30 protein-coding genes are annotated in these 26,429 nt (G+C 58.0%); 16 read left to right on the top strand and 14 right to left on the bottom strand.

The window, feature by feature from the left end; all coding sequences use genetic code 11:
• Positions 1–57: 57 nt before the first annotated feature.
• The 6 genes from ACR0IY_RS07485 to ACR0IY_RS07460 all read left to right on the top strand — a co-directional run bounded on the left by ACR0IY_RS07485 (position 58) and on the right by ACR0IY_RS07460 (position 5,916).
• Positions 58–732: a DUF2161 domain-containing phosphodiesterase gene (locus ACR0IY_RS07485; RefSeq protein ID WP_480671810.1), complete on the top strand. Its 675-nt coding sequence runs from the start codon at positions 58–60 to the stop codon at positions 730–732.
• 153 nt (positions 733–885) lie between these two features.
• Positions 886–1,173 carry a co-chaperone GroES gene (gene groES, locus ACR0IY_RS07480; protein ID WP_039523824.1) on the top strand — a complete coding sequence of 96 codons (288 nt, stop codon included), beginning with the start codon at positions 886–888 and terminating at the stop codon, positions 1,171–1,173.
• 54 nt (positions 1,174–1,227) lie between these two features.
• Positions 1,228–2,871 (top strand): chaperonin GroEL, encoded by a 1,644-nt coding sequence (gene groL, locus ACR0IY_RS07475; RefSeq protein ID WP_480671808.1) that lies wholly within the window; start codon positions 1,228–1,230, stop codon positions 2,869–2,871.
• A gap of 242 nt (positions 2,872–3,113) precedes the next feature.
• Complete coding sequence (locus ACR0IY_RS07470; protein ID WP_480671806.1) at positions 3,114–3,956, top strand: DMT family transporter; 843 nt, start codon at positions 3,114–3,116, stop codon at positions 3,954–3,956.
• 38 nt (positions 3,957–3,994) lie between these two features.
• The gene (locus ACR0IY_RS07465; protein WP_480671804.1) at positions 3,995–4,768 is read left to right on the top strand and encodes an esterase/lipase family protein; all 774 of its coding nucleotides are present in this window, start codon (positions 3,995–3,997) and stop codon (positions 4,766–4,768) included.
• On the top strand, positions 4,765–5,916 hold the full coding sequence (locus tag ACR0IY_RS07460; RefSeq protein WP_480671802.1) for an alpha-D-ribose 1-methylphosphonate 5-triphosphate diphosphatase: 1,152 nt from the start codon (positions 4,765–4,767) through the stop codon (positions 5,914–5,916). Before ACR0IY_RS07465 ends, ACR0IY_RS07460 begins: the two co-directional genes overlap by 4 nt.
• A gap of 13 nt (positions 5,917–5,929) precedes the next feature.
• On the opposite strand, the gene ACR0IY_RS07455 is transcribed toward ACR0IY_RS07460, so the two are convergent.
• A complete protein-coding gene (locus tag ACR0IY_RS07455) occupies positions 5,930–6,997 on the bottom strand; it encodes a 5-(carboxyamino)imidazole ribonucleotide synthase (RefSeq protein ID WP_480671800.1) in 1,068 nt (355 codons plus the stop codon).
• Positions 6,990–7,478 (bottom strand): 5-(carboxyamino)imidazole ribonucleotide mutase, encoded by a 489-nt coding sequence (gene purE, locus ACR0IY_RS07450; RefSeq protein ID WP_480671798.1) that lies wholly within the window; start codon positions 7,476–7,478, stop codon positions 6,990–6,992. Before purE ends, ACR0IY_RS07455 begins: the two co-directional genes overlap by 8 nt.
• Before the next feature lie 161 nt (positions 7,479–7,639).
• On the opposite strand from purE, the gene ACR0IY_RS07445 reads away from it, so the two are divergent.
• Positions 7,640–9,025 (top strand): FAD-binding oxidoreductase, encoded by a 1,386-nt coding sequence (locus ACR0IY_RS07445; RefSeq protein ID WP_480671796.1) that lies wholly within the window; start codon positions 7,640–7,642, stop codon positions 9,023–9,025.
• Positions 9,026–9,113: 88 nt separating this feature from the next.
• On the opposite strand, the gene ACR0IY_RS07440 is transcribed toward ACR0IY_RS07445, so the two are convergent.
• Positions 9,114–9,338: a YdcH family protein gene (locus ACR0IY_RS07440; RefSeq protein WP_170325931.1), complete on the bottom strand. Its 225-nt coding sequence runs from the start codon at positions 9,336–9,338 to the stop codon at positions 9,114–9,116.
• A gap of 164 nt (positions 9,339–9,502) precedes the next feature.
• On the opposite strand from ACR0IY_RS07440, the gene ACR0IY_RS07435 reads away from it, so the two are divergent.
• The 3 genes from ACR0IY_RS07435 (at position 9,503) to ACR0IY_RS07425 (ending at position 11,116) form a co-directional block, all read left to right on the top strand.
• On the top strand, positions 9,503–9,916 hold the full coding sequence (locus ACR0IY_RS07435) for an Hsp20 family protein (RefSeq protein ID WP_010441788.1): 414 nt from the start codon (positions 9,503–9,505) through the stop codon (positions 9,914–9,916).
• Between the two features lie 5 nt (positions 9,917–9,921).
• Positions 9,922–10,146 (top strand): DUF1150 family protein, encoded by a 225-nt coding sequence (locus ACR0IY_RS07430; RefSeq protein WP_480671794.1) that lies wholly within the window; start codon positions 9,922–9,924, stop codon positions 10,144–10,146.
• An 82-nt stretch (positions 10,147–10,228) separates the two neighbouring features.
• The gene (locus ACR0IY_RS07425) at positions 10,229–11,116 is read left to right on the top strand and encodes a PhzF family phenazine biosynthesis protein (protein ID WP_480671792.1); all 888 of its coding nucleotides are present in this window, start codon (positions 10,229–10,231) and stop codon (positions 11,114–11,116) included.
• Positions 11,117–11,130: 14 nt separating this feature from the next.
• Here ACR0IY_RS07425 and ACR0IY_RS07420 read toward each other — a convergent pair whose 3' ends face one another.
• From ACR0IY_RS07420 to trxB, 5 genes are all read right to left on the bottom strand, one after another.
• The gene (locus tag ACR0IY_RS07420; RefSeq protein WP_480671790.1) at positions 11,131–11,979 is read right to left on the bottom strand and encodes a hypothetical protein; all 849 of its coding nucleotides are present in this window, start codon (positions 11,977–11,979) and stop codon (positions 11,131–11,133) included.
• 125 nt (positions 11,980–12,104) lie between these two features.
• A complete protein-coding gene (locus ACR0IY_RS07415) occupies positions 12,105–13,823 on the bottom strand; it encodes a bifunctional sulfate adenylyltransferase/adenylylsulfate kinase (protein ID WP_480671788.1) in 1,719 nt (572 codons plus the stop codon).
• Positions 13,824–14,038: 215 nt separating this feature from the next.
• On the bottom strand, positions 14,039–15,709 hold the full coding sequence (locus ACR0IY_RS07410; protein WP_480671786.1) for an adenylate/guanylate cyclase domain-containing protein: 1,671 nt from the start codon (positions 15,707–15,709) through the stop codon (positions 14,039–14,041).
• Positions 15,710–15,774: 65 nt separating this feature from the next.
• Entirely contained in the window at positions 15,775–16,239 is a 465-nt protein-coding gene (locus tag ACR0IY_RS07405; RefSeq protein ID WP_480671784.1) for an RES family NAD+ phosphorylase, read from the bottom strand.
• Between the two features lie 4 nt (positions 16,240–16,243).
• On the bottom strand, positions 16,244–17,185 hold the full coding sequence (gene trxB, locus ACR0IY_RS07400) for a thioredoxin-disulfide reductase (protein ID WP_480671782.1): 942 nt from the start codon (positions 17,183–17,185) through the stop codon (positions 16,244–16,246).
• Positions 17,186–17,412: 227 nt separating this feature from the next.
• Here trxB and ACR0IY_RS07395 point away from each other — a divergent pair, with 227 nt between their 5' ends.
• Complete coding sequence (locus ACR0IY_RS07395) at positions 17,413–17,913, top strand: Lrp/AsnC family transcriptional regulator (RefSeq protein WP_480671780.1); 501 nt, start codon at positions 17,413–17,415, stop codon at positions 17,911–17,913.
• Positions 17,914–18,029: 116 nt separating this feature from the next.
• Here ACR0IY_RS07395 and ACR0IY_RS07390 read toward each other — a convergent pair whose 3' ends face one another.
• From ACR0IY_RS07390 to lgt, 5 genes are all read right to left on the bottom strand, one after another.
• Positions 18,030–18,812, bottom strand: coding sequence for a Hint domain-containing protein (locus ACR0IY_RS07390; protein WP_480671778.1), 783 nt, complete (start codon positions 18,810–18,812; stop codon positions 18,030–18,032).
• Positions 18,813–19,146: 334 nt separating this feature from the next.
• Positions 19,147–19,275: a hypothetical protein gene (locus tag ACR0IY_RS07385; RefSeq protein ID WP_480671775.1), complete on the bottom strand. Its 129-nt coding sequence runs from the start codon at positions 19,273–19,275 to the stop codon at positions 19,147–19,149.
• Positions 19,276–19,546: 271 nt separating this feature from the next.
• The gene (pgeF, locus tag ACR0IY_RS07380; RefSeq protein WP_480671773.1) at positions 19,547–20,305 is read right to left on the bottom strand and encodes a peptidoglycan editing factor PgeF; all 759 of its coding nucleotides are present in this window, start codon (positions 20,303–20,305) and stop codon (positions 19,547–19,549) included.
• A complete protein-coding gene (locus ACR0IY_RS07375; protein WP_480671771.1) occupies positions 20,302–21,369 on the bottom strand; it encodes a class I SAM-dependent methyltransferase in 1,068 nt (355 codons plus the stop codon). Before ACR0IY_RS07375 ends, pgeF begins: the two co-directional genes overlap by 4 nt.
• A 5-nt stretch (positions 21,370–21,374) precedes the next feature.
• On the bottom strand, positions 21,375–22,253 hold the full coding sequence (gene lgt, locus ACR0IY_RS07370; protein WP_480671769.1) for a prolipoprotein diacylglyceryl transferase: 879 nt from the start codon (positions 22,251–22,253) through the stop codon (positions 21,375–21,377).
• Between the two features lie 97 nt (positions 22,254–22,350).
• Between lgt and ACR0IY_RS07365 the strand changes: the two genes are divergently transcribed.
• The 5 genes from ACR0IY_RS07365 (at position 22,351) to ACR0IY_RS07345 (ending at position 25,555) form a co-directional block, all read left to right on the top strand.
• Positions 22,351–22,599, top strand: coding sequence for an accessory factor UbiK family protein (locus tag ACR0IY_RS07365; protein WP_170384762.1), 249 nt, complete (start codon positions 22,351–22,353; stop codon positions 22,597–22,599).
• Positions 22,600–22,922: 323 nt separating this feature from the next.
• Positions 22,923–23,423, top strand: coding sequence for a type III secretion system chaperone family protein (locus ACR0IY_RS07360; protein WP_480671767.1), 501 nt, complete (start codon positions 22,923–22,925; stop codon positions 23,421–23,423).
• A 35-nt stretch (positions 23,424–23,458) separates the two neighbouring features.
• On the top strand, positions 23,459–24,274 hold the full coding sequence (proC, locus tag ACR0IY_RS07355) for a pyrroline-5-carboxylate reductase (RefSeq protein ID WP_480671765.1): 816 nt from the start codon (positions 23,459–23,461) through the stop codon (positions 24,272–24,274).
• Entirely contained in the window at positions 24,267–24,605 is a 339-nt protein-coding gene (locus ACR0IY_RS07350) for a tRNA-binding protein (protein WP_480671763.1), read from the top strand. The genes proC and ACR0IY_RS07350 overlap by 8 nt, the downstream gene beginning before the upstream one ends.
• Positions 24,605–25,555, top strand: coding sequence for a 2-hydroxyacid dehydrogenase (locus tag ACR0IY_RS07345; RefSeq protein ID WP_480671761.1), 951 nt, complete (start codon positions 24,605–24,607; stop codon positions 25,553–25,555). Before ACR0IY_RS07350 ends, ACR0IY_RS07345 begins: the two co-directional genes overlap by 1 nt.
• Here ACR0IY_RS07345 and ACR0IY_RS07340 read toward each other — a convergent pair.
• Positions 25,552–26,130: a thymidine kinase gene (locus ACR0IY_RS07340; RefSeq protein WP_480671759.1), complete on the bottom strand. Its 579-nt coding sequence runs from the start codon at positions 26,128–26,130 to the stop codon at positions 25,552–25,554. The two genes, ACR0IY_RS07345 and ACR0IY_RS07340, sit on opposite strands and share 4 nt — an antisense overlap.
• Positions 26,131–26,429 lie beyond the last annotated feature (299 nt).

Here is a 26,429-nt window from a genome sequence, read left to right as displayed (position 1 = left end):
GTATTTGGATGCTTATCTGTGTCTGGCATTCCACAACAAATCGCCTAGCATGGGGCTATGGACCGCGAGCAGGATTTATACCCTCCAATCAAAGCGCTGTTGGAGCGTCAGGGTTACACCGTCAAAGGCGAGGTCGGCGCTGCAGACATCGTGGCGGTGCGGGGTGGGGATGAGCCAGTGATCGTAGAGCTAAAGCTGCGGTTCTCGCTGGCATTGTTTCATCAGGCGATCACGCGGCTGAAGGTGACGGATCAGGTCTATATCGGTGTCTGCAAGCCAAAGGGGCGCTCTGCCCGGCGGGCGCTGAAGGACAATCTTGCGCTGTGCCGACGTTTGGGATTGGGGCTGATCACCGTGCGCACAGATGGCGCGGTCGAGGTGCAATGCGATCCCGGCCCCTATGCGCCACGCAAGAACAAAGCCAAGGCGGCCCGGCTGCTGCGTGAATTCGACCGGTTGGAGGGCGACCCCAACGCGGGTGGGGCCACCCGGCACGGCATTGTCACGGCCTACCGGCAGGACGCGCTGAAATGCGCGGCACATCTGGCAGAATATGGGGCCACCAAAGGGAGCGACGTCGCCCAGGCCACCGGAGTTGCCGAGGCCACGCGCCTTATGCGTGACAATCACTATGGCTGGTTTGATAAGGTCGAGAAGGGCATCTACTGCCTGACCGGGGAAGGGCAAGAAGGTCTGACGCATTGGGCATATAGCTGGGAACAGCCCGATTGAGCGCCGTCGCAAAAAAAAATCCATCACAGCTTGTTGACTCGGGGTTTCTGACCCCCTAGCTATTCGGCGTTATCACTCTCTACCCTTGAGTGCTAACGCCTCGCCAACCGGCGAGGGGAGGATAATAAACTTTGAGCCCAAGGAGCTGCAAAGATGGCATTGAAACCGCTTCATGACCGCGTGCTGGTTCGCCGTACCGAAAGCGAAGAGAAAACCGCAGGCGGCCTGATCATTCCCGACAGCGCTAAAGAAAAGCCCAGCGAAGGCGAAGTCGTCGCAACCGGCGAAGGCGCACGCAAGGACAGCGGCGAACTGATCGCAATGGCTGTTAAAGCTGGCGACAAGATCCTGTTCGGCAAATGGTCGGGCACCGAAGTTCAGGTCAACGGCGAAGAGCTGCTGATGATGAAAGAAAGCGACATCATGGGGATCATCGAGTAAGCCATCGCGCTTCTCTGATCTTCATTCCAATACATTTTCTCAAGGAGAAACGACATGGCTGCAAAGGACGTCAAGTTCGACACCGATGCCCGTAACCGCATGCTGGCAGGTGTGAACATCCTGGCCGATGCTGTTAAAGTGACCCTGGGCCCCAAAGGCCGCAACGTGGTTCTGGACAAATCCTTCGGCGCACCGCGCATCACCAAAGACGGTGTTTCGGTTGCCAAGGAAATCGAACTGGAAGACAAGTTCGAAAACATGGGCGCGCAGATGGTGAAAGAAGTCGCCAGCCGCACCAATGACGAAGCCGGCGACGGCACCACCACCGCAACCGTTCTGGCTCAGTCCATCGTCAAAGAAGGTCTGAAGCAGGTTGCAGCGGGCCTGAACCCGATGGACCTGAAGCGCGGCATCGACCTGGCGACCGCCAAGGTTGTTGAAGGCATCAAAGCTGCTTCGCGCGAAGTCAAAGACTCGGCAGAAGTTGCTCAGGTTGGCACCATCTCGGCCAACGGCGAAGCTGAAATCGGAAGCCAGATCGCAGATGCGATGCAGAAGGTTGGCAACGAAGGCGTGATCACCGTCGAAGAAAACAAAGGTCTGGAAACCGAGACCGATGTTGTCGAAGGTATGCAGTTCGACCGTGGCTACCTGTCGCCTTACTTCGTCACCAACGCAGACAAAATGATCGCAGAACTCGACGACTGCATGATCCTGCTGCACGAAAAGAAACTGTCCTCGCTGCAGCCGATGGTTCCGCTGCTGGAACAAGTGATCCAGTCGCAGAAGCCTCTGCTGATCATCGCGGAAGACGTTGAAGGCGAAGCGCTGGCAACCCTGGTTGTCAACAAACTGCGCGGCGGCCTGAAAATTGCTGCTGTCAAAGCACCGGGCTTCGGCGATCGCCGCAAAGCTATGCTGCAGGACATCGCAATCCTGACCGGCGGTCAGGTCATCAGCGAAGATCTGGGCATGAAGCTCGAGTCCGTGACCATGGACATGCTGGGCACCGCCAAGAAAATCGAAATCACCAAAGACGAAACTACCATCGTCGACGGTGCTGGCGAGAAAGCCGAGATCGAAGCACGTGTTGCTCAGATCCGCACCCAGATCGAAGAAACCTCGTCGGACTACGACCGTGAGAAGCTGCAAGAGCGCGTTGCCAAACTGGCAGGCGGTGTTGCTGTTATCCGCGTCGGCGGCATGACCGAAGTTGAAGTGAAAGAGCGTAAGGACCGTGTGGACGATGCTCTGAACGCAACGCGCGCTGCCGTTCAGGAAGGCGTTGTTGTTGGCGGTGGTGTTGCTCTGGTTCAGGCCGGTAAAGCACTGGAAACTCTGGAAGGCGCAAACGCTGACCAGAACGCAGGCATCAACATCGTTCGTAAGGCAATCGAAGCGCCGCTGCGCCAGATCGCTGAGAACGCAGGTGTTGACGGTGCGGTTGTTGCGGGCAAAGTCCGTGAATCCGCTGACGCGGCATTCGGCTTCAACGCGCAGACCGAAGAATATGGCGACATGTTCTCGTTCGGCGTGATCGACCCGGCCAAAGTTGTCCGTACCGCTCTGGAAGACGCGGCATCGGTTGCTGGTCTGCTGGTCACCACCGAAGCAATGGTTGCCGACAAGCCCGCCAAAGAAGGCGCGCCTGCTGGCGGCGGCATGCCCGACATGGGCGGCATGGGCGGCATGATGTAAGACGACGAATTCGCTTAGGCGAATTCTGACGACCCCGACAGGCGCTTGGCCATTGTGGTCAAATTGCCGAAAGGGGATGCCGTAAAGAGGAAAGATGGGGCTGCCTTCGGGCAGCCCCGTTTCGTTAGAAAGGCCGCTATGCAGCAATGCCGCTAGCAGGAATATTCGGGAAAAGATGCAGAGGGGCTGTCCGCGCCAGAAAGTGAGTGTGCAATCGGCAGTGAAAACGGTATGCGATTGACATGCGACTGTTTCTGCTCACCGCCCTGACTATGTGCGCGTTTGCCGCGAATTCGATCCTGAACCGTCTGGCCATCGACAGCGGTGTCAGTGACCCGGCAGGATTTGCTGTTGTCCGGGTGCTGACTGGTGCAGTGGTATTGGTCGTTCTGGTTTACATGAAGGCAGGGCATTTGCCTTTGAGGAAACGACGCAGGATTGCCGGTGCCGGGGCGTTGTCACTGTACATGATCGGGTTTTCCGTTGCTTATCTAACACTGGACGCCGGGCTTGGAGCCCTGATCCTATTTGGGGTCGTACAGATCACCATGTTTGGCGTGACGTCTGTGGTGGGCGTCAGGCCAACCGCCCGACAGTTGGCCGGGGCCGCGATTGCACTGGCAGGGCTGGCTTTTGTGCTTTGGCCGTCCGGGGCTGTTCAGGTCAACCCGGCGGGCGCAGCGCTGATGACCAGCGCAGGGATTGGGTGGGCAATCTATTCACTGGTCGGACGCACCGAGCCGGATGCGCTTACTGGCACTGCGGCCAACTTCGTCGTGGCGCTTCCGGTAACAGGGCTGGCCCTGATGGCCATCGGCGGTGATTGGCACATGACGGCCTTGGGGTATGTGTTGGCCGCGATTTCTGGTGGGGTTACTTCGGGAATGGGCTATGCGCTCTGGTATCGGGTGCTGCCGATGCTTGCCCCAACTACGGCCGCGGTCGTTCAATTGAGCGTTCCGATTATCGCCATAGTGGGTGGTGTTCTTTTGTTGGGTGAAGTCGCTTCTTTCAGGTTGATCTTGGGGGCTGTGCTTGTTTTGGGCGGTATCGCGCTTGCGGTCCTGCGACTGACGCCGCGCTAGGGGTTTCATCGCATGCGGTTAGGGCTTATCTGGCGGCTATGAGATACCTGGTTGCGCTGATCCTGTTCCTTATCCCCGTAGCGGCCAATGCAAAATGCGTTGTGCTTTTGCACGGCTTGGCGCGGACCGAGGCCTCTTTTGCTGTGATGGAGCAACTGTTTGCCACGCATGGGTATTCCGTGGTGCGACCGGGCTATCCATCGACCGACTTGCCGATCCCAGAGCTGGCCAATCAGACCCTGCCGGATGCGTTTACTGCGTGCGGAGATGATCCGGTGAATGTAGTGGCTCATTCGATGGGCGGCATTCTGTTACGCTATTGGTTGCAGGATCATCACCCGGAAAATTTGGGTCGCGTGGTGATGCTGGGCCCACCCAATCAGGGTAGCCAGCTTGTTGATGAACTGGGTGCCTACGAGGTCTTCGGTATTTTGCACGGACCCGCCGGACTGGCGCTGGGCACCGGTCCCGAGGGCATACCGCGCCAGCTGCCGCCAGTGGATTTCGAACTGGGCGTGATCGCCGGAGAGAACTCTCTGAACCCGCTGTTTTCTTCAATGATCGATGGCAGGGATGACGGCAAAGTCTCGGTCCAGACGACAAGGGTCGAGGGCATGGTGGATCATATCGTTCTACCGGTGACACACACCTTTATGATGAATAATCCCCGTGTGATGGCACAGGTGCTGCATTTCATCGAATATGGACAGTTCGATCCGCAGATCACTTGGCTGGACGGTGTGATGGAAATTATCGACGAGATCTGTATCGGCCAAAATTGCGAAGAACCCGAGTCGGAGCCCACGCAATGACCTCACTAAACCTGACGCTGACCGGAGCAGAGGTGCTGCTGCCGGATCAAGGCGTGACGACTGCCGATCTTTCGCTGGCTGACGGCGTCATCCAGCAAGATCGTACCGGGCGACAGATCGACTTGTCTGGCTATCTTGTCCTGCCGGGCATAATCGATCTGCACGGGGACGGGTTCGAACGTCACATTGCGCCTCGTCGTGGCGCAATGAAACAGATGGACGAAGGGATACTTTCGGTTGAATCTGAGCTTGCTTCCAACGGCATCACTACCGCCGTTCTGGCACAGTTCCACAGCTGGGAAGGCGGGGTGCGCGGACCTGAATTTGCAGGTCAGGTGTTCGACGCAATCGCCTCGGTCAAGGGGCGTGTGGTTACGGAACTGATGCCGCAGCTACGGTTTGAAACGCATATGCTGGACGACTATGCCGATCTGCCCGAACGCATCGTAGCATGGCAGGTTCCTTACGTGGTCTTCAATGACCATCTGCCGCACGACCGCTTGGCTCAGGGCCGCACACCGCCGCGCCTGACCGGGCAGGCACTGAAGGCTGGCCGCAATCCGGAAAAACACCTTGAAATGTTGCAGACCATGCATGCCCGCAAGGATGAGGTTCCGGCGGCTTTGGATAATCTGTGCGCGGATCTAGCGGAAAAAGGCGTCCGTATGGGCAGCCATGACGACGCCACCGCCCAGATGCGGGCCGACTGGCGTGCCCGAGGTGCTCAGATCGCGGAATTCCCCGAAACGCTCGAGGCCGCCGAGGCTGCCCGTGCCGCTGGGGATCACATCATTTTAGGCTCTCCCAACGTCGTGCGCGGCGGATCGCACAAGGGAAATGTCAGCGCGCTGGACCTGATTACCATGGGCCTTTGCGATGCGTTGGCGTCGGATTATCACTATCCCAGCCCGCGACGCGCGGCATTGATGCTGGCCAAGACGGGCCTACTGGACTTGGCGGGCGCGTGGGCGCTTGTGTCGTCGGGCCCTGCCCGGGTTCTTGGATTGCAGGACCGGGGCAGCCTTGCTCCGGGTCAGCGCGCCGATCTGGTCATTCTGGACGCGCAGACCCACCGCGTTGCCGCCACACTGGCAGGTGGGCGGGTCAGCTATATGTCAGGTGATATTGCAGCGCGGTTCATGAACTGACCGCGCAGGTTGCTCATCTCGCGATACGGTTGAAATGCCCCATTTTGCGGCCCGCCTTAACTTCGGCTTTGCCATATAGGTGCAGGGCCACGTCGCGCGTGCCGGCCAATTCGGGGACGCGGTCCATATCGTCTCCGATCAGGTTTTCCATGATTACATCCGAATGTCGTTGCCCGTCGCCCAGCGGCCACCCGGCCACGGCGCGGATGTGTTGTTCGAACTGATCCACAGCGCAGCCGTTCTGTGTCCAGTGACCCGAGTTATGCACCCGAGGGGCGATCTCGTTCACGATCAGGCCGCCAGGTGTCACGAACAGTTCAACTCCCATCACACCAACGTAATCCAGCGCATTCAGAATGTTCGCCGCCAGCAATACTGCGTCGGTACGCTGCGCCGAAGGTAGGCGAGCCGGGACCGTGGTGGTGCGCAGGATGCCATCCCGATGTACGTTCTCGCCGGGATCGAAACAGGCGACCTGACCGTCCAGTCCGCGTGCGGCAATGATCGATACCTCATGGCTGAAGTCCACAAACCCTTCTAGGATGGCGGGCGCACCGGCGATATCGGCCAGAGCGGCCTCGGCGTCTTCGGGCGCTCGCAACCTTGCCTGACCTTTGCCGTCATAGCCGAACCGGCGTGTTTTCAGGATGGCGGGTGTTCCGATCTGGTCAATCGCCGCATTCAGGCTGTCCAGATCGGTGATGTCGGCAAAGGGTGCGGTTTTCAGACCCAACCCTTGCAGGAAGTTTTTTTCGGTCAGCCTGTCCTGACTGACGCGCAACGCCTCGCGCCCGGGGCGGATAGGGCGGTGAGATTCCAGCAGGTCCAACGCCTCGGTCGGGACGTTTTCAAATTCATAGGTGATGACATCGACCGACTCGGCAAAAGCGCGCAATGCATCGGCATCGTCATAAGCCGCCGTGGTCACGCGATCGGCGACCGGCCCGGCGGGCGGGTTGGCACCGGGTTCATATATGTGGGTCACAAATCCCAGACGTGCCGCTGCCACAGACAGCATCCGGCCCAGCTGGCCGCCGCCCAGAATTCCGATTTTTGCTCCGGTTTGCAGCGCCTCAGTCATCGACAGGCTCCTCGGGGATCGAGGCCGACAGGGCATCTCGCCACGCGTCCAGCCGTTCGGCCAGTGCGTCGTCCTGCAACGCCAGAATGCCAGCTGCCATCAGACCGGCATTCGCACCACCGGCTGAGCCAATCGCCATGGTCGCGACCGGGAACCCTTTGGGCATCTGGACGATGGAATACAACGAATCGACCCCGGAAAGCGCTCGTGTCTGCACTGGAACACCAATCACCGGCACCCGGGTCTTTGACGCCATCATGCCCGGCAGGTGCGCGGCACCACCGGCCCCGGCGATGATCACGTGTAATCCGCGTGAAACGGCGGTCTTTCCATAGTCCCACAGGCGGTCCGGTGTGCGGTGTGCCGAAACGATGCGCTTTTCATACGCAACCCCCAGCTCATCCAGAATATTCGCGGCTTCTTTCATCGTGGGCCAGTCCGACTGACTGCCCATAATGATACCCACTTTCACATCGCTCATCCGCTTGCGTCCCTGCCTTCCAGAAAGAGCGCGCACTATAGCCAAATCGGACCCAGAGGCAATGTGGCATGGGCACTCGACGGTCCATTTGGCGGGAGGCTGAAAATACATTCGAATTAGTGTATAATTCCCTCGGGACTTTGGTCCCCGAGGAGGAACCCATGACAGTTACAGTTTTGAAAGATCGGGACGGCAAAGCCGTACCGAAGGACCGTATTGAAGAGTTCAGAACGCAAATTCGCGGCACTTTAATTTTGCCCGGTGACACGGATTATGACCGCGCGCGCAGCATATGGAACGCGTTGATCGACAAACGTCCCGGCGCCATCCTTTTGTGTCACGGTACTGCCGATGTTTCCGCTGCGGCCAGATTTGCCTCGGCTAACAATATTCTGGTTTCGGTTCGAGGGGGTGGCCACAACGTAGGTGGGCGCGCCGTTTGTGACGATGGGCTTGTCATCGACCTGTCCAACATGCGTGCGGTCCATGTCGACCCGGGCGCTCAGACCGTGCGGGCGCAGGGCGGAGCGCTGCTAGGCGACGTAGATCGGGAAACGCATGCTCATGGCCTTGCCGTGCCGTTGGGTGTCGTATCGCAAACCGGTATCGGTGGACTGACCACCGGTGGAGGTTTCGGTTGGTTGGCGCGCAAATTCGGCCCGGCCTGTGACAATGTCATCGAAGCTGAAGTGGTCACAGCGGATGGATCGATCAGGACTGCCAGCCCTAACCATAACCCCGATCTTTTTTGGGGGATTTGCGGTGGCAGTGGAAATTTCGGAGTAGTGACATCGTTTCTGTACAGAGCATACCCTCTTTCCACAGTATTGGGCGGAATGATCGCTTATCCGCGTGCTGCAGCAGCCGAAGTTCTTCGGGGATATCGGGATATCATGTCACGGGCTCCGGACGAGCTAACGGTTTACGCCGCGCTGCTTTGGGGGCCGGACGGGACCCCGCTGACTGCGTTGGTGCCTTGCTGGATTGGCGATGACAAAGAGGCCGGTCGCAAAGCCATCCAACCGCTGGCGGAAATTGGTGAACCATTGGTGGCCGACGTACAGGAAATGCCGTTTCCGGCCATGCAGTCCATGCTGGATGCCGCCTATGGCCCCGGCAGCCGCAATTATTGGAAATCTGCCTATCTCGACACACTGTCGGATGAGGCAATCGATACGATTTTTGCGCACTCGGAAGGCATGACCATTCCCGGTTCCGGTATTCTGATTGAACATTGCGCCGGGGCCGCGAAATCCAAGACAAATGGTGACAATGCCTTTGCGCAACGCGGGCACGATTTCCTTATTGCCATTCTGCCGCTTTGGACAGATCCGGCTGACGATGCCGATCAAATTGCATGGGCGCGTCAGATGCACGCTGCGATGATGCCACATTCAACAGGCGGAACCTATCTGAACTATCTGGGGGATGACGAAGACAGTGCAATCGCCACGGCTTTTGGAGACAACCTGGGGCAATTGAAGGAACTGAAACGGAAATACGACCCGACCAATTTCTTCAGCGCAAATGCAAACATTGCGCCCTGACTAGGGCATCCACGCAAAATATCTGTAAAAAGCGTGCACATGTCATCAATCGGCAGACAGACCGGATAACTGGTCTGTCACGGGGTCTTTATGCAATAATGTCCGGAGTCAGACGGTCCTCGATCAGGCGGATGATGTCCTTCAGACGAAGTTTCTGCTTTTTCAGCCGCTTGATCGTCAGTTGATCTGCCGTGCCGGTGGCCTGCAGCGCCTCAATCGCTTCGTCCAGGTCACGGTGCTGGCGGCGGAAAACCTCCAGTTCAACCCGCAAAACCTCATCTGTTTTCATCGAAAGATCGGTGGGCGCGTTCATTGGCGACTCAGTCGTTATTGTGGTGCTTGTCACACAAGATAGTGTGTCAGGCGTTATCGGGCCAGACCTTGTGGACATCCTGGTTTCTTCCCATATTCTATAACACGCGGTTGCCGCAACGGGGCCGCACAACACGTCGCTTTGACAAAAAAGGACGAGAATACGTGTCAAAACTTACTCTTGGCTCATACCCGCATCTTTTGGGGTTCGAGCAGTTGGAACGCCTTCTGGAACGGTCTGCAAAGGCTGGCAATGAAGGTTACCCGCCCTATAACATCGAACAGACCTCGGACTTTTCGTACCGCATCACTCTTGCGGTGGCCGGTTTCGCAGAAGAGGACCTGTCGATCACCATCGAGGATCGCCAGCTGGTGATCCGGGGCCGTCAACGCGACGACAGCGAAGGGCGTATTTTCCTGCACCGTGGCATCGCCGCGCGTCAGTTTCAGCGCATGTTTGTGCTGGCCGACGGTGTCGAGGTGGGCGAGGCGATCATGGAAAACGGTCTGCTGCACGTGGATCTGACCCGTGCTGTGCCTGAAACCGTGGTGCAAACGATCAATATAAAGAAGGGGTAAGAGCTATGAATACACCGATCGAACTGAACACCGAAGGCGACCGCATCGTTTATGTCAAAGCGGTCGAAGTCGCGGATCTTCCCCGGGAAGTTCGTGAACAGGCCGGTGATTTGGATCAGCTTTATGGGGTCTATGACTCCGATGGTCAGCAACTGGCGCTGGTCGCTGATCGCAAGCTGGCATTCATCCTGGCGCGTGAACACGACTTTTCTCCGGTCGCCGTTCACTAAATTTCAGAATTCCCCGTGACATAAGCCCTGCCAAGGGCCAGATATGCGGGCCATGTGGTTCGCATATCGGAGGGCGCGAGACATGAGCTGGTTTGACTTTGACTGGGTGGACGCCTTCAGCGACCGTGCGTTTGGCGGCAATGGTTGTGCCGTCGTTCACGGTGGGGCAGTTCTGTCTGAAGATGTCTGCATGGCCTATGTACGCGAAACCTCATTGGTCGAATGTACATTCACCGGGCCGTCCGATGTGGCGGATATCCGGGTTCGCTATTTTTTGGCCAGCAAAGAGATTCCTTTTGCCGGGCACCCGACGATTGCAACTGTTGCAGCGTTGCGTTCACGCGGCGCGTTTGAAGGCGACGCGCTGACGTTGGAGACCGGGGCAGGGGTCGTGTCGATCCGCCTGAACGGGGACGAGATCGAGATGACCCAGGTCGCACCGAAATTCGGCGATCTCGTACCCGCCGATCTGGTCGCAGCCGCCGTCACGTTGCCCGAGGATGCGATTGTCTCACCACCGCAGTTCGTCTCGACCGGTTTACCTTTCTGTATCACCGTTCTGCGTGATCACGAGGCCCTGCGTGCTGCGCAGTTGGAGCTTGGGGCATTGCGCAGAATTACTGAGAAAGCCGGTTATTCCGGTTCTGACATGGCCGAGCCGTTCCTGGTAACCCTCAAAGGAGCGACCGACGCGGGCGACACCTTCTCGCGCCTGCTGATGGCACCGCCCAGCCCGCCCGAGGATCCGTTCACCGGATCGGCCACCGGCGCGATGGCTGCCTATCTGTGGAAGCACGGGCTGATGCCAACGGACAGTTTTGTTGCTGAACAGGGGCACGACATGGGCCGCCCCGGTCAGGCCACAGTCACGCGAGTTGGCCCAGCAGAAGCAATGACCGGCATAAAAGTCTCGGGCTGCGGCCATGTTCTGATGCGCGGTCAGGTTGATTTGCCGATGCCCCGGCATTGACCGTTGCGGCAATCTTATCCGGTAGGGGCCAACCAGCCCGTTGGCAAAATCGGGTTGGCAGAGGCATCAATAGCGTGCCGGTCACATAGCCTGTCCAGATATGATCCACGGGCGGGCAGCCCCTCAAGCCGTTGTGACATTATCTTCTTTTGGTGGCCGTAAACATGGACCGAATGAACATCTGTGCGTTCGATTTCGGATGTCTGGGTGTCAGGGTCGTGCAGCTTCCACAGCTCTTTGGGGGGCAGAGGGTAAAAAACATCCGCCGACATGGCATGACGACTTTCATGGGTTTGGTGCAGGAAACGTTGAAAGGACTTGGGCCCGGAACTTCCCCAGGGCAGCGCTTCGATCCCCCACGCCTCACCTTTTCTGACGCGGCGTCTGTTACGGCGATGCATTCGTGCTCCGCGCCAGGGGGGCGTGGGGTTGGCCGACGTTACAAACTCTAGCATCAGGGCAAGTGTTTCGGAGTCTTTCGGTAAACGCAGTACCCCGGTTGGGAAGTTCCCAGTATGGGACTGGCCGAAAATGTAAAGTGTGTCGAAGTCAAATGGCCTGACACACAAGGCGTCCAGATCGACCCAGATGAATTCGGTTTCCCGCATCAGTCTCAGCCGAAAGATATCTGAGAATACCGCGACGCCTAACCGGTCATCCGCGCGTAATTCGAATGGAGGCGGCCAGAGTATCTCCTTGGCATGCCGGATCTCGGTTCCGACGGGAGCACCTTTGACCTCATGCGAGACATAGAGAACAAAGCGGTGGCCGTTATCCAGATAGGACCGGATGCACAACGCCTCAAGCCAACTCAGGTCGGGTCCGAACCAAAAGCTGGCTATCGTGGGCAGGGTCGAGGTCATAGGCTCAATACCTTTGGGTCTTGCCCCGGCAAATGCACCAACTGAAACGCGCCTTGTCAATCTGGGCAAAGAAAAAACGGCCACCGGGTTCCGGCGGCCGTTTTTTGATTTCATTTCGCTGAAGGTTACGACGCGGCTATCAGACCCATGCTTTCCAGCTTGAGCAGAACCTGATGGGCGCAGTTGTCAACCTCGACATTCTCGGTTTCGACGCTCAGCTCGGGGTTTGCGGGCACGTCATAGGGGTCAGAAATTCCGGTGAATTCCTTGATCTTGCCTTCACGCGCCAGCTTGTACAGGCCCTTGCGGTCGCGGCGTTCGCATTCCTCGATGCTGGTGGCGACGTGGACCTCGCAGAAGGCACCGAACTGTTCGATATCTTCACGCACGGCACGGCGGGTGCTGGCGTAGGGCGCGATCGGGGCGCAAATGGCGATACCGCCGTTTTTGGTGATCTCGCTGGCCACGTAACCAATGCGGCGGATGTTCAGGTCGCGGTGCTCTTTAGAAAAACCCAACTCGGACGACAGGTTTTTCCGCACGATGTCGCCATCCAGCAGCGTTACCGGACGTCCGCCCATCTCCATCAGCTTGACCATAAGCGCGTTGGCGATGGTGGATTTGCCCGAACCCGAGAAGCCGGTGAAAAAGACGGTAAAGCCCTGCTGGCTGCGCGGTGGCTTGGTTTTGCGCAGTTCGGCCACAACCTCGGGGAAGCTGAACCATTCGGGGATTTCCAGACCTTCGGCCAGACGGCGGCGCAGTTCGGTTCCCGAGATGTTGAGGATCGTGACGTCGTCCTTGTCCGCGATTTCGTCATTGGGTTCGTACTGGGCGCGCTCCTGCACGTAGACCATGTGCTTGAAGTCGACCATTTCAACGCCGATTTCATCCTGGAATTGGCGGAAGAGGTCCTGTGCGTCATAGGGGCCGTAGAAGTCCTCACCCTCCGAGTTCTTGCCTGGGCCTGCGTGGTCGCGACCGACGATGAAATGGGTGCAGCCGTGGTTGGCGCGGATCAGGCCGTGCCATACCGCCTCGCGCGGGCCAGCCATACGCATGGCCAGGTTCAGCAGAGACATCGACGTGGTCGAGGCCGGGTATTTGTCCAGAACCGCCTCATAGCAGCGAACGCGGGTGAAGTGATCGACGTCGCCCGGTTTGGTCATGCCGACCACCGGGTGGATCAGCAGGTTGGCCTGTGCTTCTTTCGCGGCGCGGAAGGTCAGTTCCTGGTGCGCACGGTGCAGCGGGTTGCGGGTTTGGAACGCAACGATGCGGCGCCAGCCCAACTTGCGGAAATAGGCGCGCAGTTCGTTCGGCGTGTCGCGGCGACCGCGGAAGTCATAGTGGATGGGCTGCTGGATGCCGGTGACCGGACCGCCCAGATAGACTTTCCCGGCCACGTTGTGAAGATAGTTCACCGCAGGGTGGGCATCGTCGTCGGCGCCGAACACCTTTTCGGCCTCGCGCGCTTTGTTGGGGGTCCAGCGGTCAGTGACGGTCATGGTGGCCAGAATGACGCCTTCCTGATCGCGCAGGGCGATATCCTGACCCAGTTCGATGCTTTCGGCATATTCTTCACTGACATCCAGCGTGATCGGCATCGGCCAGAGCGTACCGTCAGCTAGGCGCATGTTCTCGACGACGTTGTCGTAATCCGCTTCGCTCAGGAAGCCTTTTAGGGGGTTAAACCCGCCATTCATCAAAAGCTCCAGATCACAGATCTGGCGCGGGCTCAAATCCCAACTGGTCAGATCGGCAGCTTCTACCTTCAGCTTTTGCGCTGACTCGTAAGAAACATACAGTTCGGGGATCGGGGCCAGATTGCTTAACATCGTCATTTGAATACTCTTGTCGAAGTGGGTTTTGTCACGGATTCAGCTGCGTTTGCGGGGCATTTGCCCCGACTGTCGGGCGAAGTCCATACACATTCATGAAACAAAGGACGATATGCGTGGATTTTAGCCGGATTGGAAGAATTTTCCGGCTGGATCGGCTATTCCCGACCGAATTCCCTCAGGTGTGCGTCATTTGGCCGAAATTAGTGCGGCTGTTCTCAAGTCACCATCTCGGACAAAAGGTCCGAAGCGGTTGCTACCGGCAGAGCGGGAATCGGATGTGTCACCCCGCGAAGGTCAAAGGGCCTGACGTCGCTCAGGTCGCCGTCATACCCGGCGGCTTGCAGTAAGTCGGCCGAAACCAGAAGCTCGACACCAAGCGCTTTGGTTTCACCTTCCAACCGGCTGGCTACGTTGACTGCATCACCGATGATCGTGCGTGGCGCATTGCCGGCGGCACCGATTTCGCCCAGAACCAGATCGCCCAGATGCAAGCCCATGCCGATGCGGATACGGGGGCTGTTCTCGGTCTCAAGCAGTTGATTGAAACGTGCAAGCGCACGGCTGACATCGGCGGCGGCTTTCAGTCCGGCCCGCGCCGAGCTTTCTGTGTCGTGCGTTTCAAACACGGCCAGCAACCCATCACCCATATATTTGTCGACTACACCGCCGTCGGCGGTGATTGCAGGAACAATCGCGTCGAAGAACCGGTTCAGCAGAAACACGATGTCATAGGGCAGCTGGCCAGTGGTGCGCGATGTAAATCCGCGCATGTCAAGAAACAGAACGGCCAGTTTCCGCTCCTGACCCTGGCTGGCATGGGCGCGCTTGCGCCCACCGTCAGGGCGAAACATGCGAAACGCGGTTAAGGCTTCAGTTGGACGGATCTGGCAGGCCAGCCGGGTTCCGTCCGGGGCGCTGACCGCAGCAAGGCTTCGGGCTTCGACATCACTGGGCGCGGGTAGCTGATCACCACCGTCTTCGACGATCACCCGACAGGTGGTGCAGCGGCCTTTGCCGCCACACAAAGCCGTATGAGGAATTCCGTTGGCCTGCGAAATTTCAAGCAAGGTCATACCTTTTTCCGCAACCACTTCTGGACCTTCCACATATTTCACTCGGACAGAATGCCGGCGCCGCCAAAGCTTGCGGAACACATAAACGGAAAGTGCGGTACCCAAGGCAACCCAGAAGGCCACCAACGCATTATCCTTGACGCTGGACAGGGCCTGAAACTCTTCCGGCGAAGGCCAGTTGTAATGCTCGATATATTGCTCGCGTAAAAAGGCGTCAGCAAAGTCAGCCCAGATGCGCCTCCCCTCGGTCAACAATCCTGCCAGCGCGAAAGATGGGACAAACACCGCCACGCCAATCAGATAGGGAACAACCTGTGACCACCAGCGGGTCAGGCGAAGCCACATATGGATGCCTATGCAGCTGTGAACCCAGACCACTAGCAGTAGAAGACTTTGTAGCCAGATCGCGGTGCTGGGCCACATCAGTATTATGATGTATCCCATCTCGTCGTTGACGTCATAAACTTCGTGCGCAAATCGCGTCTGCACGAGGTGCGAGATCAATTGAAGCGGGATCAGTAGCCCCAGGATCACCTGCAATGCGGTGCTAAACGGCATGCGCAGGGTCCGGCGCTGGCTGAGGGAATACAGTGCCAACCCGGCATGAAGGAAAAGCGCGACGTACAGTATCACGCTCATGATATTGTGGCGCGTGACGGCCTTACGTCCGTCCTGCATATTGTGCAGGTAATCGGTGTGGAACAGACCCAGCCCGATATTGATAAAGTGGAAAAAAGCGAAGACGAACAGTACCAGACCACTGCCAATTCTGAGCCGGACCGCCCAACTGCCTCGCCACAAAACGTTATTCAATCAGGCCACCTGTATCTGCCTCACTCGCTGGCCTGAGTCTGATACGGGTGCGCTTAGGGGTCAAGCTATGGTTGCAACCAAGGAGGTGTCCAGGGGATGGCCTGGGTGTCCGTTCTAATCAGGTCCGAGGACAGTCTGAACAAAACAATGTGGCTCAGCTCTGGCTGTGATCGGGAGCTGTATATTAACCCGTCTGCACCCATTTGGCGCGCGCGATCGGAATACTTCCATGTTGGCGAGATGCCATTGCCGTCGTGGGCGTCCTGCCAGATTACCGATGCGTCAGGCTGACCACTCAGATCGACCAGCCTCGCGCCAGATATTCGGGCCTGTTGCATGATCCGGGGTGGGTCATCCTCTGAGACATAGCGCCTGATAGCAATTCCAGCCCCGTCTGCGCTGAGAGAGCAATAAAGTGCCGTCTGCCCTGAATGATGAAAACGCCCCTCGGGTGCCTTTGCAGGGGCCAGAGGGGCGTTGATCTGCGCGCGAAAAAGAATTCTCCAGACGGGGCCGGAGAATTCCAGCATTGGGTTATTCCTGTTCCGCCAGGAACCGTTCTGCGTCCAGCGCAGCCATACAGCCCATGCCCGCACTGGTGACCGCCTGACGATAGATGTGGTCGGTCAGGTCGCCCGCGGCAAACACACCCGGGACCGAGGTTTCTGTTGAACCCGGTTTGGTCACGACATAGCCGCCCATGTGAGTCTCCAGCGAGTCTTTGACCAGCTCGTTGGCCGGGGCGTGGCCGATGGCCACAAATACGCCTTTGCAGGGAATCTCAGTGATTTCGCCGGTTTTGACGTTCTTGACGCGCACGCCCTCAACACCAAGCGGGGCGTCTGCGCCGATCACTTCGTCCAACTCGTGGAACCACAGCGGTTCGATCTTTTCGTTCTTGAACAACCGGTCCTGCAGAATTTTCTCGGCCCGCAGCTCGTCCCGGCGGTGGATCAGAGTGACCTTGCTGGCAAAATTGGTCAGAAACAGCGCTTCTTCTACGGCGGTATTGCCGCCGCCGATCACGACGATTTCTTGTCCGCGGTAGAAGAACCCGTCACAGGTGGCACAAGCCGAAACGCCGAATCCCTTGAATTTCTCTTCCGACGGCAGGCCCAGCCACTTGGCGCGTGCGCCGGTGGCCAGAATGACCGCGTCTGCCGTATAAGTGGTGCCGCTGTCACCTTTGGCGGTAAAGGGGCGTTTGCTGACATCCAGATCGGTGATGATGTCACCGATGACGTCGCACCCCATCGCCTTAGCGTGGTCCTGCATCTTGATCATCAGGTCGGGGCCTTGCACCTCGGTGAAGCCGGGATAGTTCTCAACGTCGGTGGTGGTGGTCAGCTGGCCACCGGGCTCAATGCCCTGAACCAGGATCGGTTCCAGCATTGCGCGACTAGCGTAAACGCCCGCAGTATAACCGGCCGGTCCCGACCCGATGATCAGAACCTTAGTGTGACGTGTTTCGGCCATGGTACCCCCAACTCGATCTGCCTGATATGGGCGCGCGGCCCTTAGCGGATTGATATAGCGGTCACTGCACAGGGCTTAAAGCCCCTTCCTGTTTCATACCCGTCATGCGTGGGTTGGCAAGTTTCGGAAAAAAAGTACATTGAAAATAAAGAATATTGCGCAGTCACGAAAGATTATTGCGCATCCGCCGGGTGCTGATATAACAACCGAAAATTCAGGAGCATTTCATGGTCGCGACACGGCTGGATGAGATTGACCGCAAGATTCTGGCGGAATTACAGGCAGACGGTCGCATGACCAATGTCGAATTGGCAAAACGCGTGGGTATTTCAGCCCCTCCTTGCCTGCGGCGGGTGCGTACGTTGGAAGAATCGGGCCTGATCCGCGGCTACCATGCCGAGGTGAACTCGCGCGAGTTGGGGTTTGAAGTTCAGGTTTTCGCCATGGTTGGTCTGGAAAGCCAGGCAGAATCCGAGTTGACAGCATTCGAAGAACGCTGCCGCGAATGGCCTTTGGTACGGGAGTGCCACATGCTGAATGGCGAGGTTGACTTCATTCTGAAATGTGTCGCGCCGGATCTCAGCAGTTTTCAACAATTTCTGACGGGTCAATTGCTGACCACGCCGAATGTGGCCAGCGTCAAAACCTCGCTTGTTATCCGCGGCGCAAAAGACGAACCGGGCGTACCTTTCGACGTTCTGGAAGAGCGAATGAGCCGGATGGCGTAAGCATCCTACTTTTTGGATGTTGCTTCGTTGGTGGCAGGAAGGCTGCCACCGCCAATGATAGAATCCAACTAAGTATCAGCTGCATAATGCCCCCACATTGCAGTTTCGATTAAGTCTCACGCGCTAATCGCATCTACCTCCCCGTCTCCGGCACGCGGCAGGATAAGCGGCCCGAAGTCGTTCAGCGAGTCGACATGCGCAAAAAGGTTCAGATAGATCGAACGCAGAGAATGGCTAAGTCTGCGCACGGCGTTAATGCCGGGATGGTAGGTTTCGAACTGCAACCCGTCGATCCGGATGACCGAATGCCGTTTCAGACAGATATGAAACAGCTCAATCGGAGTTGGGGGCAGAGTCTCAATCACGCTTGTGCCGTCTTGGAACTCGTGAATCGGCGTCAGAACCTGTTCGTCTCCGTGCAAGTGCCGTAGATGTGCGGGCGTTCCCAGCAAACGTGCGGCAGGGCCTGCAATCACGCCTGACATCGGCTTTTGCATTCCGAATGTGTCGGCCATAATCCGCGTCAGGGGCCGGGTCCGGCCGCGACTATCTTCGCGTCCCGGAATCAAGGTAACCGACCCTTTCCACAACACTGTCTCAGATTGGCCATCCTGCGTCAGAACCGTGTCGCCGGGCAGTAGGTCTTCGATCGCCATCGGACCGATTTCGGTTTCGACCAGAGAGCCTCGGGTGAAAGCGCAGAACGCGTCTTCGAACATCGGAAGGGCAGGCGCGATATGGCGGGTCTGTACGACATCACCGTTCTTCATCAGCGTACTGACTTCATAGCGCCGCAGCTGCGCCTTGCGTTGTGTTGTTGGTCTTGGCGCGTCACGCAGCAGCGCCGATGTCTCAACGGCATTTTTGGCCGCGCGCGAGAAAGAATGTGGAACAACCATTATAATTCCGTCCCCTCTACTGACCGCGCAGGCACGTCGTACACTGGTACAGAACCACCTGAACGGTATTCAATTTGTCTTGAAAGAGAACGGTGACCGCGATGCGACAGGCAAACTCTTGCCCCGTAGCGATGGACTTTCGAACATATTTTGGTCAGCACTTTGACCCCCCAGACAAACTCACACAAAACGCAGGCGAAATAGCCGGCGCCCACACGCTCCGAATACATGCCGCCATATATCTCGGCAGCAGGTCGCACATCGGATCGGAGCACCCCTCCGTTGTGCATCTGGTCCCCTGGAACCGGCAGCTTGGTGCCTGGGGTATTCATGATCAGCGACGCGCCGCCAGGCGGCGTGCAACTCTGACCGAGTGACTGGTCACCCGTTTCCAGGGCATTTCCAGATCATGCTCTCTGGTGGCTGCGACAACAGCGCTGAGAAAGCGGGATTTCATCTTCATCTTTTTGTCCTGCTCGCTTGGGGGCTTTTGTCCCCGTTTCCCTCTGAGCCCTTAATCTGCGGGGCCAATACGGCGGTCATAAGGCCGATCCGGGATGAATTCAGGACAAACGATGTATCGGTATTCCCCTTTGCTAAACTTGCCGCGCTCTGCTGGAGGATCGACTGGTAACCACCTGAGACCGGACAATAATCGTCAACTTGTTCCGACTCAGGTAGACACAAAAAATGTGGCAAAAAAGCGGCGATTTCGCCACAATTGGGGCTTGAGGTTAGAGTTTTATGGCAGAAATCAGGCGACCGTAGTCAGCTTCTTTCGCGTGGGTCGATCTTCGGTAGGAATAGAATCTGTCCGGATCGGAGTAGGTGCAATGGCGTGTCCACTCAGCCTGACCCACCCCGGCCTGGCGCAGCCTGTGCAGGCCAAAAGCGGGCAAATCGAAGTGTAGCCTGTCGCCTTCTCCGTTGGCGAAGAACCGCAGGTTTTCCGGGGAATCGGCAATGAATTCGTCCAGAAATTCCGGCCCAACCTCATAGGCGCGTTGCGAGATTGAAGGGCCTATTACAGCGGCGGTATTTTCCCGATTGGCCCCTAGTGCCTCCATCGCTTCCAGCGTGGCCTCAAGTACGCCGTCCAGCGCGCCCCGCCAACCGGCATGGGCCGCACCGATCACGTTTGCGTCAGAATCAGCGAACAAAACGGGTTGGCAATCTGCGGTAAGAATCGTCAGGGCCAGATCAGGTGTGGCAGTGACCACCGCATCTGCCTTTGGTTTTTCGCCGTTTATCGGAGCATCCACAGTCAGAACAACCGGTGAGTGGATCTGATGTACACCCACCAAAGCCTCGGGCACGACGTCCATCGCCTCGGCAACGCGGCTGCGGTTGATAGCGACGGCCTCAGTTTGATCGGATGAGCCGTATCCGCAATTCAGACCGGCGAATATCCCGGAAGAGGCACCGCCGTGGCGACTGAAAAATCCGTGACGAACTGGGGCAAGCAGATCTGAGGTCAGAATTTCCAATGTCATGGCATCAGTCCCGGAGGCGGCGATGAGGGGGAAGGGTAGAGACCCAGTACTTTGAACAAGTTTCCCATTTCCTTGGGGTGCGTCAACCGGCGATGTGCGGCGGTCAGTGCATCAAGCTCGGATCCGCCGAGTTGCTGGGCCAGCGCCTGCGCTCGGGCGGTGATTCCCAGCCGTTCCAGAAACACACCCTGAGTGGTCAGGCTGGAACAGGCGCATCCAGCCGCGTGCGCCGCCAATGCTAGGGGTTCGAAATCCACATGGGCCGTCAGATCGGACTGACCGGGCATGTCTAAAGGATCGGTGTGTTCATGGGCGCGCAACGCCTGAAATGTATCGCCCAGCGAATGCCAGTCGCCGTAATCCACGATCAGCCCGGTACCCCCGTAGGTGCCAATGTGCCCAGCGATTACAGTGATTATTGGTACCGCGGCCGCACACAATTCTACCAAATCGCCGTCCTGGGTGTCTTCCAGACGATTTTTCAACGCCACCTGCGTAGCGTGCGTCCCCAGACCCCAGACCAGCGTGTCGCCTTCGGCACCGATCAGCCGTTCGCGCCATCCGTCGCCATCGCGCAGGAACTGGCGGATCGGCAGCGCGTCGAAGAATTCGTTTGCGACCAGAAACAGCGGTGCTTCAGGCAGGTCCGCAACCGAGTCGATCCAGCGCGGTTCATAACCTTGCAACGTTTGCGCCTGAAGCTTTCGCAAGGTGGGAGAGACCTCAAGCAGTACGATTTCAGCAGCATCATGAAACCCCGGTACCCGACTGGTGGCGCGCAGGATGTCGGCCATCAGGGTGCCGCGTCCGGGGCCAAGCTCGGCCAGAGCAAAGGACTCGGGGTGCCCCTGATCCAGCCAGCTTTGGGCTAGGGACAGACCAATCAATTCTCCAAACATCTGGCTGATCTCAGGAGCGGTGACGAAATCACCTTGTGTGCCAAAGGGATCGCGGGTGGTGTAATAGCCGTGCACTGGATGCAACAGGCATTCGGTCATGTAATCGGCCACTGTCATCGGGCCGTCCTGCGCGATACGCGCCAGCAGATGATCTTTCAGGCTCATAATCCCTATTTTGCACGCAACGCGAACCACAAGCCAAGGGCGATCATTGGCAGCGACAACATTTGGCCCATCGTCAGACCGTACCCCCCAATATGCCAGGCCAGCCCAAGAGGGTTCCCAGGCGAGATAAACTGCGCATCCGGTTGCCGGACGAATTCAACGATGAACCTAGACGCGCCGTAGCCCGCCATGAACACGCCCATGATCAGGCCGGGTTTATGGAATGCACCTCGCCGGTAGGCCAGCCACAACAGAAGGGTGCCAAGAAGCAGGCCTTCCAGCGCGGCCTCGTAGAGTTGTGATGGATGCCGCGCGCACATTCCGGCGACTACACCGGCGCAATCCTGAGCTGCTCCACCGGGAAAGATCACGGCCCATGGCAGCTCGCTGGGTCGGCCCCAAAGTTCGGCATTGATGAAATTCGCCAACCGCCCCAACAACAGCCCGGGCGGTACTGTATGAGCAATCAGGTCAGCCAAGGATAGGACCGGGACGTGATGACGCCGCGCATAAAGGAATGAGGCGATCACAACCCCCAACAGTCCGCCGTGAAAGGCCATTCCCCCCTGCCAGACCTTGAGAATCTCCATCGGGTTCGAGAGGTAATAGGCGGGTTGATAGAAAAGGACGAATCCCAGACGTCCCCCCAGAATCACGCCAAGAATGATCCAGGTGATCAGATCCTCTAGCTGTTCCGGTTTTATCGGCGGGGTCTTGTGGGGCCACAAGGCCGGGCGTTTCAGCGCCATCACGCCCATCCGCCACGCAATCAGAATGCCGGCGATATAGGCCAGCGCATACCACCTCAGCGCGAACTCCATCCCGAATACAGAGATCGAGAACAATTCGGGCGACAGATCGGGGAAATTCAGAACAGCCTGCATGTGCGTCTCATTGCCCGGGGTTTGCAGGGCAAGTCAACCTTGAGCCCGGCGTAATCATTCCCCATATAGAGACCAACCGCGATTTCGGAGTAAAGCCATGCAAACCCGCAACAAGATCCTCGATGATGTTTCCCAGCTGATGACCAACGCTATGGGCGTGGCGCAAGGGGCGCGGGAAGAGGCCGAGAACGCGATGAAGTCGATGATCGACCGCTGGTTGGCCGACCGTGATTTCGTTACACGCGAAGAATTCGATGCCGTGCGCGCCATGGCCCAGAAGGCGCGTGAGGAAAACGCGGCGCTGGAAGAACGCATCGCTGCCCTTGAGGCGAAGCTGGACAAGTAACGCAGTCGCGTTTTCCAGATTTCCGGTATTCGAGAATAAGGTAACCGCCGCGCAATCCGGCAGTGGATTGTGCGATGCGGTGTAGTTTGACGCCTTGCCGCATTAAATCAAGGCAAAGCTACATTTGGAGCCAATATTTTGATTGCCGTTGCTTTCTGTCCACAACTTATTGCTGTTATCCCCAATAAATAGGGTTGCCAGAACCCACATCCCGTCGCACCATATTTAGTACAGGCCAATGGGGGAAGCCCGGCTTGTAGAGCAGGCAACTAGCGCTGGGGCGCTGCCAGCCCCGAAATGCTAGAGAATAGTGAGGTGGCATTATGGCCCTTTCCGAGCAGTTTCTCGAAGAAGACCTTCATCCGATCGATATTGTTGAACATCTTGCTGAACATCACGACTGGGATTTTGACCGGATCGGGGATGATCAGATCGCCATGGCTGTCGAGGGGCAGTGGCGCACATATTCGATAACGTTGGCCTGGTCTAACTTTGACGAAACCCTCCGTATGGTGTGCTCGTTCGAGATGGAACCTCCGTCAGAGAGGGAATCCGAACTGTATGAGCTGCTGAACAAGATGAATGATCAGTGCTGGGCCGGTGCCTTTACATACTGGGCCAACCAGAAATTGATGGTTTACCGTTACGGTCTGGTTCTGGCCGGCGGTCAGACGGCCAGCCCCGAACAGATCGACACGATGATCACTGCGGCAGTGTTGAGCGCCGAGCGGTACTATCCTGCAATCCAACTGGTGACTTGGGGCAACCGTACCCCCGAAGATGCAATGCAAGTCGCCATTGCAGAGGCCTACGGCCGCGCGTAAAGCTTTGCCCCAAACCGAATATGGGGAGGGGCATCATGGACATATCACGCGTTGCAGAACAGGGGCTGGTTCTTCTGGGATGCGGCAAGATGGGATCGGCCATGCTCGCCGGATGGTTGGAGCATGGCCTACCTGCGTCTTCAGTCTGGGTGATTGATCCGTACCCCTCAGAGTGGTTGAAGGCGCAGGGCGTCAACATCAATACGGCGTTGCCCGAAGCCCCCGCAGTGGTGCTGGTGGCCGTCAAGCCACAGATGATGGGCGACGCCCTTCCTGCCATCAAGGCGCTGGGCGGTGGTGGTAGCCTGTTTGTATCGGTTGCGGCCGGGACGTCGATAGCAACGTTTGAAAACGTACTGGGCGAAGGCACTCCGATCGTGCGGGCCATGCCGAATACACCGGCAGCGATTCGGCAGGGAATCACGGCGTTGATCGGTAACGCAAACGCAACGGACGCAGAAATTTCGCAGGCCGAAAACCTCTTGTCCGCCATAGGCGAAACGGTCCGATTGCAGGAAGAGTCGCAGATGGACGCGGTTACTGGCCTCAGCGGTTCGGGTCCGGCATATGTGTTTCACCTGATCGAGACGTTGGCCGCTGCTGGTCAGGCTCAGGGCCTGTCGCATGAACTGGCGATGAAGCTGGCCAAGTCCACCGTGGCCGGGGCAGGGGCGTTGGCTGTGGCCGCTGACGAGGACCCATCGCAACTGCGCATCAATGTAACCTCGCCCAACGGCACCACGCAGGCAGCGCTTGAGGTGCTGATGCACGAAGAATTTGGCTTCCCTGATCTGCTGCACCGTGCGGTCAAAGCCGCAACCGACCGATCCAAGGAGCTGTCGCGTGAGTGAGATTACCTTCGACGATTTTCTAAAGGTTGATATTCGCGTGGGTGAGGTGATCCGTGCCGAACCGTACCCCGAAGCCCGCAAACCGGCGATCAAGATGTGGATCGACTTTGGTGATGAGATTGGTGAGCGCAAAACCTCGGCCCAGGTCACCGCGCATTACGATCCGTCGTCGCTGGTGGGCAAGCAGGTGATGGCCGTGGTCAACTTTCCACCACGTCAGATCGGCCGGTTCATGTCCGAGGTTCTGGTTCTGGGTCTGCCCGATGAGAATGGTGAGATCGTCCTGATCGGCCCGGATGGAAAAGTCCCCGTTGGCGGGCGGATGCACTGATGAAACTGCTGATTGCCCGCCCGATGACCGCCGCCGTCGAGGCCCGCGCCCGCGCAGAGTTCGAAGTCGAAATCCGCAGCGAGACCCTACCTATGACGCGCAACGAGATGCTGCGTGCGTTGCGGGAGTTCGACATGGTCGTGCCAACGCTAGGCGATCTTTTCACGGCACAGGTCTTTGCCGAAGTGCCCGAGCCTCGTTGCAAGCTACTGGCCAATTTTGGCGTTGGTTACAACCATATCGACGTGGATGCCGCGCGCGCCGCGGGGATTGCTGTCACCAACACACCCGGCGCGGTGACCGATGCAACGGCGGATATCGCTATGACGCTGATCCTCTCAACCGCGCGTCGCGCAGGGGAAGGTGAACGGCTGGTCCGCGCGGGCAATTGGCAAGGCTGGCACCCGACGCAGATGTTGGGCCACCATGTCACCGGCAAACGCGTCGGTATCGTCGGTATGGGCCGGATCGGTCAGGCCATAGCACGCAGGTGTCATTTCGGCTTTGGAATGCAGGTGGCCTATCACTCGCGCAGCCCCAAAGACGTTGAGTTTCCAGCTGATTACATCCCCGATCTGGAAGCGCTAGCCGCGTCAGTTGATTTCCTTGTGCTTGCCGTGCCCGGTGGCGCAAACACCCGCCACCTGATCAATGCGCAAGTGCTGAAGGCGATGAACCCAGCAGGCATCCTGATCAATATTGCGCGCGGGGAAGTTGTGCACGAGGCTGCCCTGATCACCGCCTTGCAATCGGGCCAGATCGCGGGTGCCGGGCTCGACGTCTACGAATTCGAACCGGCCGTTCCGCAGGCTCTGTGCGATATGGAAAACGTGACCTTGTTGCCCCACCTGGGCACGGCGACCGAGGAAGTGCGCACCGATATGGGCCATATGGCGCTGGACAATGCTGCGGCCTTTGTCGCAGGTCGTCCTCTACCGAACCCGGTCTAACTGCCGACAGCTTCGCGCCAGTGTTTGCGGCACAGCGAGACGTAGGTCTCGTTGCCGCCGATCTGGACCTGCGCGCCTTCGGTGATGGGGGTGCCGTTTTCGTCCTGACGAATCACCATCGTTGCCTTTCGGCCGCATTTGCAGATGGTGCGGACCTCGCGCATTTCATCGGCCAGCGCCAGTAAGGCGGCAGAGCCAGGGAACAAGTGTCCCTGAAAATCCACGCGCAACCCATAGGCCAGAACCGGCACCTTCAGGTCATCCACGGCCCGGGCCAATTGCCAGACCTGTTCCTCGGTCAGAAACTGCGCTTCGTCCACAAACACGCAGGCGATCTGCCCCTGACGCAGCCGTTCTTCAATCATGGCAAACACGTTGTCGACAGAAGCAAACGTATCGGCTTCGGCCGAGATACCGATCCGCGATGCGATCTTGCCGACTCCGGCACGTCCGTCCAACGCTGCGGTCATCAGATAGGTGTCCATGCCCCGCTCGCGGTAGTTGTGCGAGGCTTGCAGCAACACGGTCGATTTGCCCGCGTTCATTGTGGAATAGTTGAAGTATAGCTTTGCCATGCGCCCGGGTCTAATTCGCCGGACCCGACTGGGCAAGGCACGAAAACCGAAATTGAAGCGACGTCGCCGTCGTTGTTGCAGAGGCAGAGCTTGCGCTCAAAGGGGATGGATCCCCCGCGTCAACAACAGCGACGCCGTCGGCCAACATGCGGCCTGTACAGTGCCGGGTGAAAAATCACGCCCGGCGATCACTCATTACCGGCCAGAACGGCCGCCACTCACTCACAAAACCCCCGCATATCTGAGGGATAGTCAATTTATGCCATTTCAATTATGACTCGAGTATGGGAAATTTCTTT

The organism is Ruegeria sp. BC1, assembly GCF_056539305.1.
This window is presented reverse-complemented; position numbering and strand designations above follow the sequence as displayed.

Excerpts from the sequence above, each read along its gene's own strand:
- lgt (WP_480671769.1), bottom strand. The coding sequence starts at position 22,253 with ATGCAGGCTGTTCTGAATTTCCCCGATCTGTCGCCCGAATTGTTCTCG.
- ACR0IY_RS07385 (WP_480671775.1), bottom strand. The coding sequence starts at position 19,275 with ATGAAGATGAAATCCCGCTTTCTCAGCGCTGTTGTCGCAGCCACCAGA.
- ACR0IY_RS07395 (WP_480671780.1), top strand. The coding sequence starts at position 17,413 with ATGGTCGCGACACGGCTGGATGAGATTGACCGCAAGATTCTGGCGGAA.
- ACR0IY_RS07430 (WP_480671794.1), top strand. The coding sequence starts at position 9,922 with ATGAATACACCGATCGAACTGAACACCGAAGGCGACCGCATCGTTTAT.
- ACR0IY_RS07415 (WP_480671788.1), bottom strand. The coding sequence starts at position 13,823 with ATGACGATGTTAAGCAATCTGGCCCCGATCCCCGAACTGTATGTTTCT.
- ACR0IY_RS07345 (WP_480671761.1), top strand. The coding sequence starts at position 24,605 with ATGAAACTGCTGATTGCCCGCCCGATGACCGCCGCCGTCGAGGCCCGC.
- ACR0IY_RS07340 (WP_480671759.1), bottom strand. The coding sequence starts at position 26,130 with ATGGCAAAGCTATACTTCAACTATTCCACAATGAACGCGGGCAAATCG.
- ACR0IY_RS07425 (WP_480671792.1), top strand. The coding sequence starts at position 10,229 with ATGAGCTGGTTTGACTTTGACTGGGTGGACGCCTTCAGCGACCGTGCG.
- groES (WP_039523824.1), top strand. The coding sequence starts at position 886 with ATGGCATTGAAACCGCTTCATGACCGCGTGCTGGTTCGCCGTACCGAA.
- proC (WP_480671765.1), top strand. The coding sequence starts at position 23,459 with ATGGACATATCACGCGTTGCAGAACAGGGGCTGGTTCTTCTGGGATGC.
- pgeF (WP_480671773.1), bottom strand. The coding sequence starts at position 20,305 with ATGACATTGGAAATTCTGACCTCAGATCTGCTTGCCCCAGTTCGTCAC.
- trxB (WP_480671782.1), bottom strand. The coding sequence starts at position 17,185 with ATGGCCGAAACACGTCACACTAAGGTTCTGATCATCGGGTCGGGACCG.
- ACR0IY_RS07465 (WP_480671804.1), top strand. The coding sequence starts at position 3,995 with ATGAGATACCTGGTTGCGCTGATCCTGTTCCTTATCCCCGTAGCGGCC.
- ACR0IY_RS07360 (WP_480671767.1), top strand. The coding sequence starts at position 22,923 with ATGGCCCTTTCCGAGCAGTTTCTCGAAGAAGACCTTCATCCGATCGAT.
- ACR0IY_RS07470 (WP_480671806.1), top strand. The coding sequence starts at position 3,114 with ATGCGACTGTTTCTGCTCACCGCCCTGACTATGTGCGCGTTTGCCGCG.
- ACR0IY_RS07485 (WP_480671810.1), top strand. The coding sequence starts at position 58 with ATGGACCGCGAGCAGGATTTATACCCTCCAATCAAAGCGCTGTTGGAG.
- ACR0IY_RS07365 (WP_170384762.1), top strand. The coding sequence starts at position 22,351 with ATGCAAACCCGCAACAAGATCCTCGATGATGTTTCCCAGCTGATGACC.
- groL (WP_480671808.1), top strand. The coding sequence starts at position 1,228 with ATGGCTGCAAAGGACGTCAAGTTCGACACCGATGCCCGTAACCGCATG.
- ACR0IY_RS07455 (WP_480671800.1), bottom strand. The coding sequence starts at position 6,997 with ATGACTGAGGCGCTGCAAACCGGAGCAAAAATCGGAATTCTGGGCGGC.
- ACR0IY_RS07375 (WP_480671771.1), bottom strand. The coding sequence starts at position 21,369 with ATGAGCCTGAAAGATCATCTGCTGGCGCGTATCGCGCAGGACGGCCCG.
- ACR0IY_RS07440 (WP_170325931.1), bottom strand. The coding sequence starts at position 9,338 with ATGAACGCGCCCACCGATCTTTCGATGAAAACAGATGAGGTTTTGCGG.
- ACR0IY_RS07420 (WP_480671790.1), bottom strand. The coding sequence starts at position 11,979 with ATGACCTCGACCCTGCCCACGATAGCCAGCTTTTGGTTCGGACCCGAC.
- ACR0IY_RS07445 (WP_480671796.1), top strand. The coding sequence starts at position 7,640 with ATGACAGTTACAGTTTTGAAAGATCGGGACGGCAAAGCCGTACCGAAG.
- ACR0IY_RS07405 (WP_480671784.1), bottom strand. The coding sequence starts at position 16,239 with ATGCTGGAATTCTCCGGCCCCGTCTGGAGAATTCTTTTTCGCGCGCAG.
- purE (WP_480671798.1), bottom strand. The coding sequence starts at position 7,478 with ATGAGCGATGTGAAAGTGGGTATCATTATGGGCAGTCAGTCGGACTGG.
- ACR0IY_RS07390 (WP_480671778.1), bottom strand. The coding sequence starts at position 18,812 with ATGGTTGTTCCACATTCTTTCTCGCGCGCGGCCAAAAATGCCGTTGAG.
- ACR0IY_RS07460 (WP_480671802.1), top strand. The coding sequence starts at position 4,765 with ATGACCTCACTAAACCTGACGCTGACCGGAGCAGAGGTGCTGCTGCCG.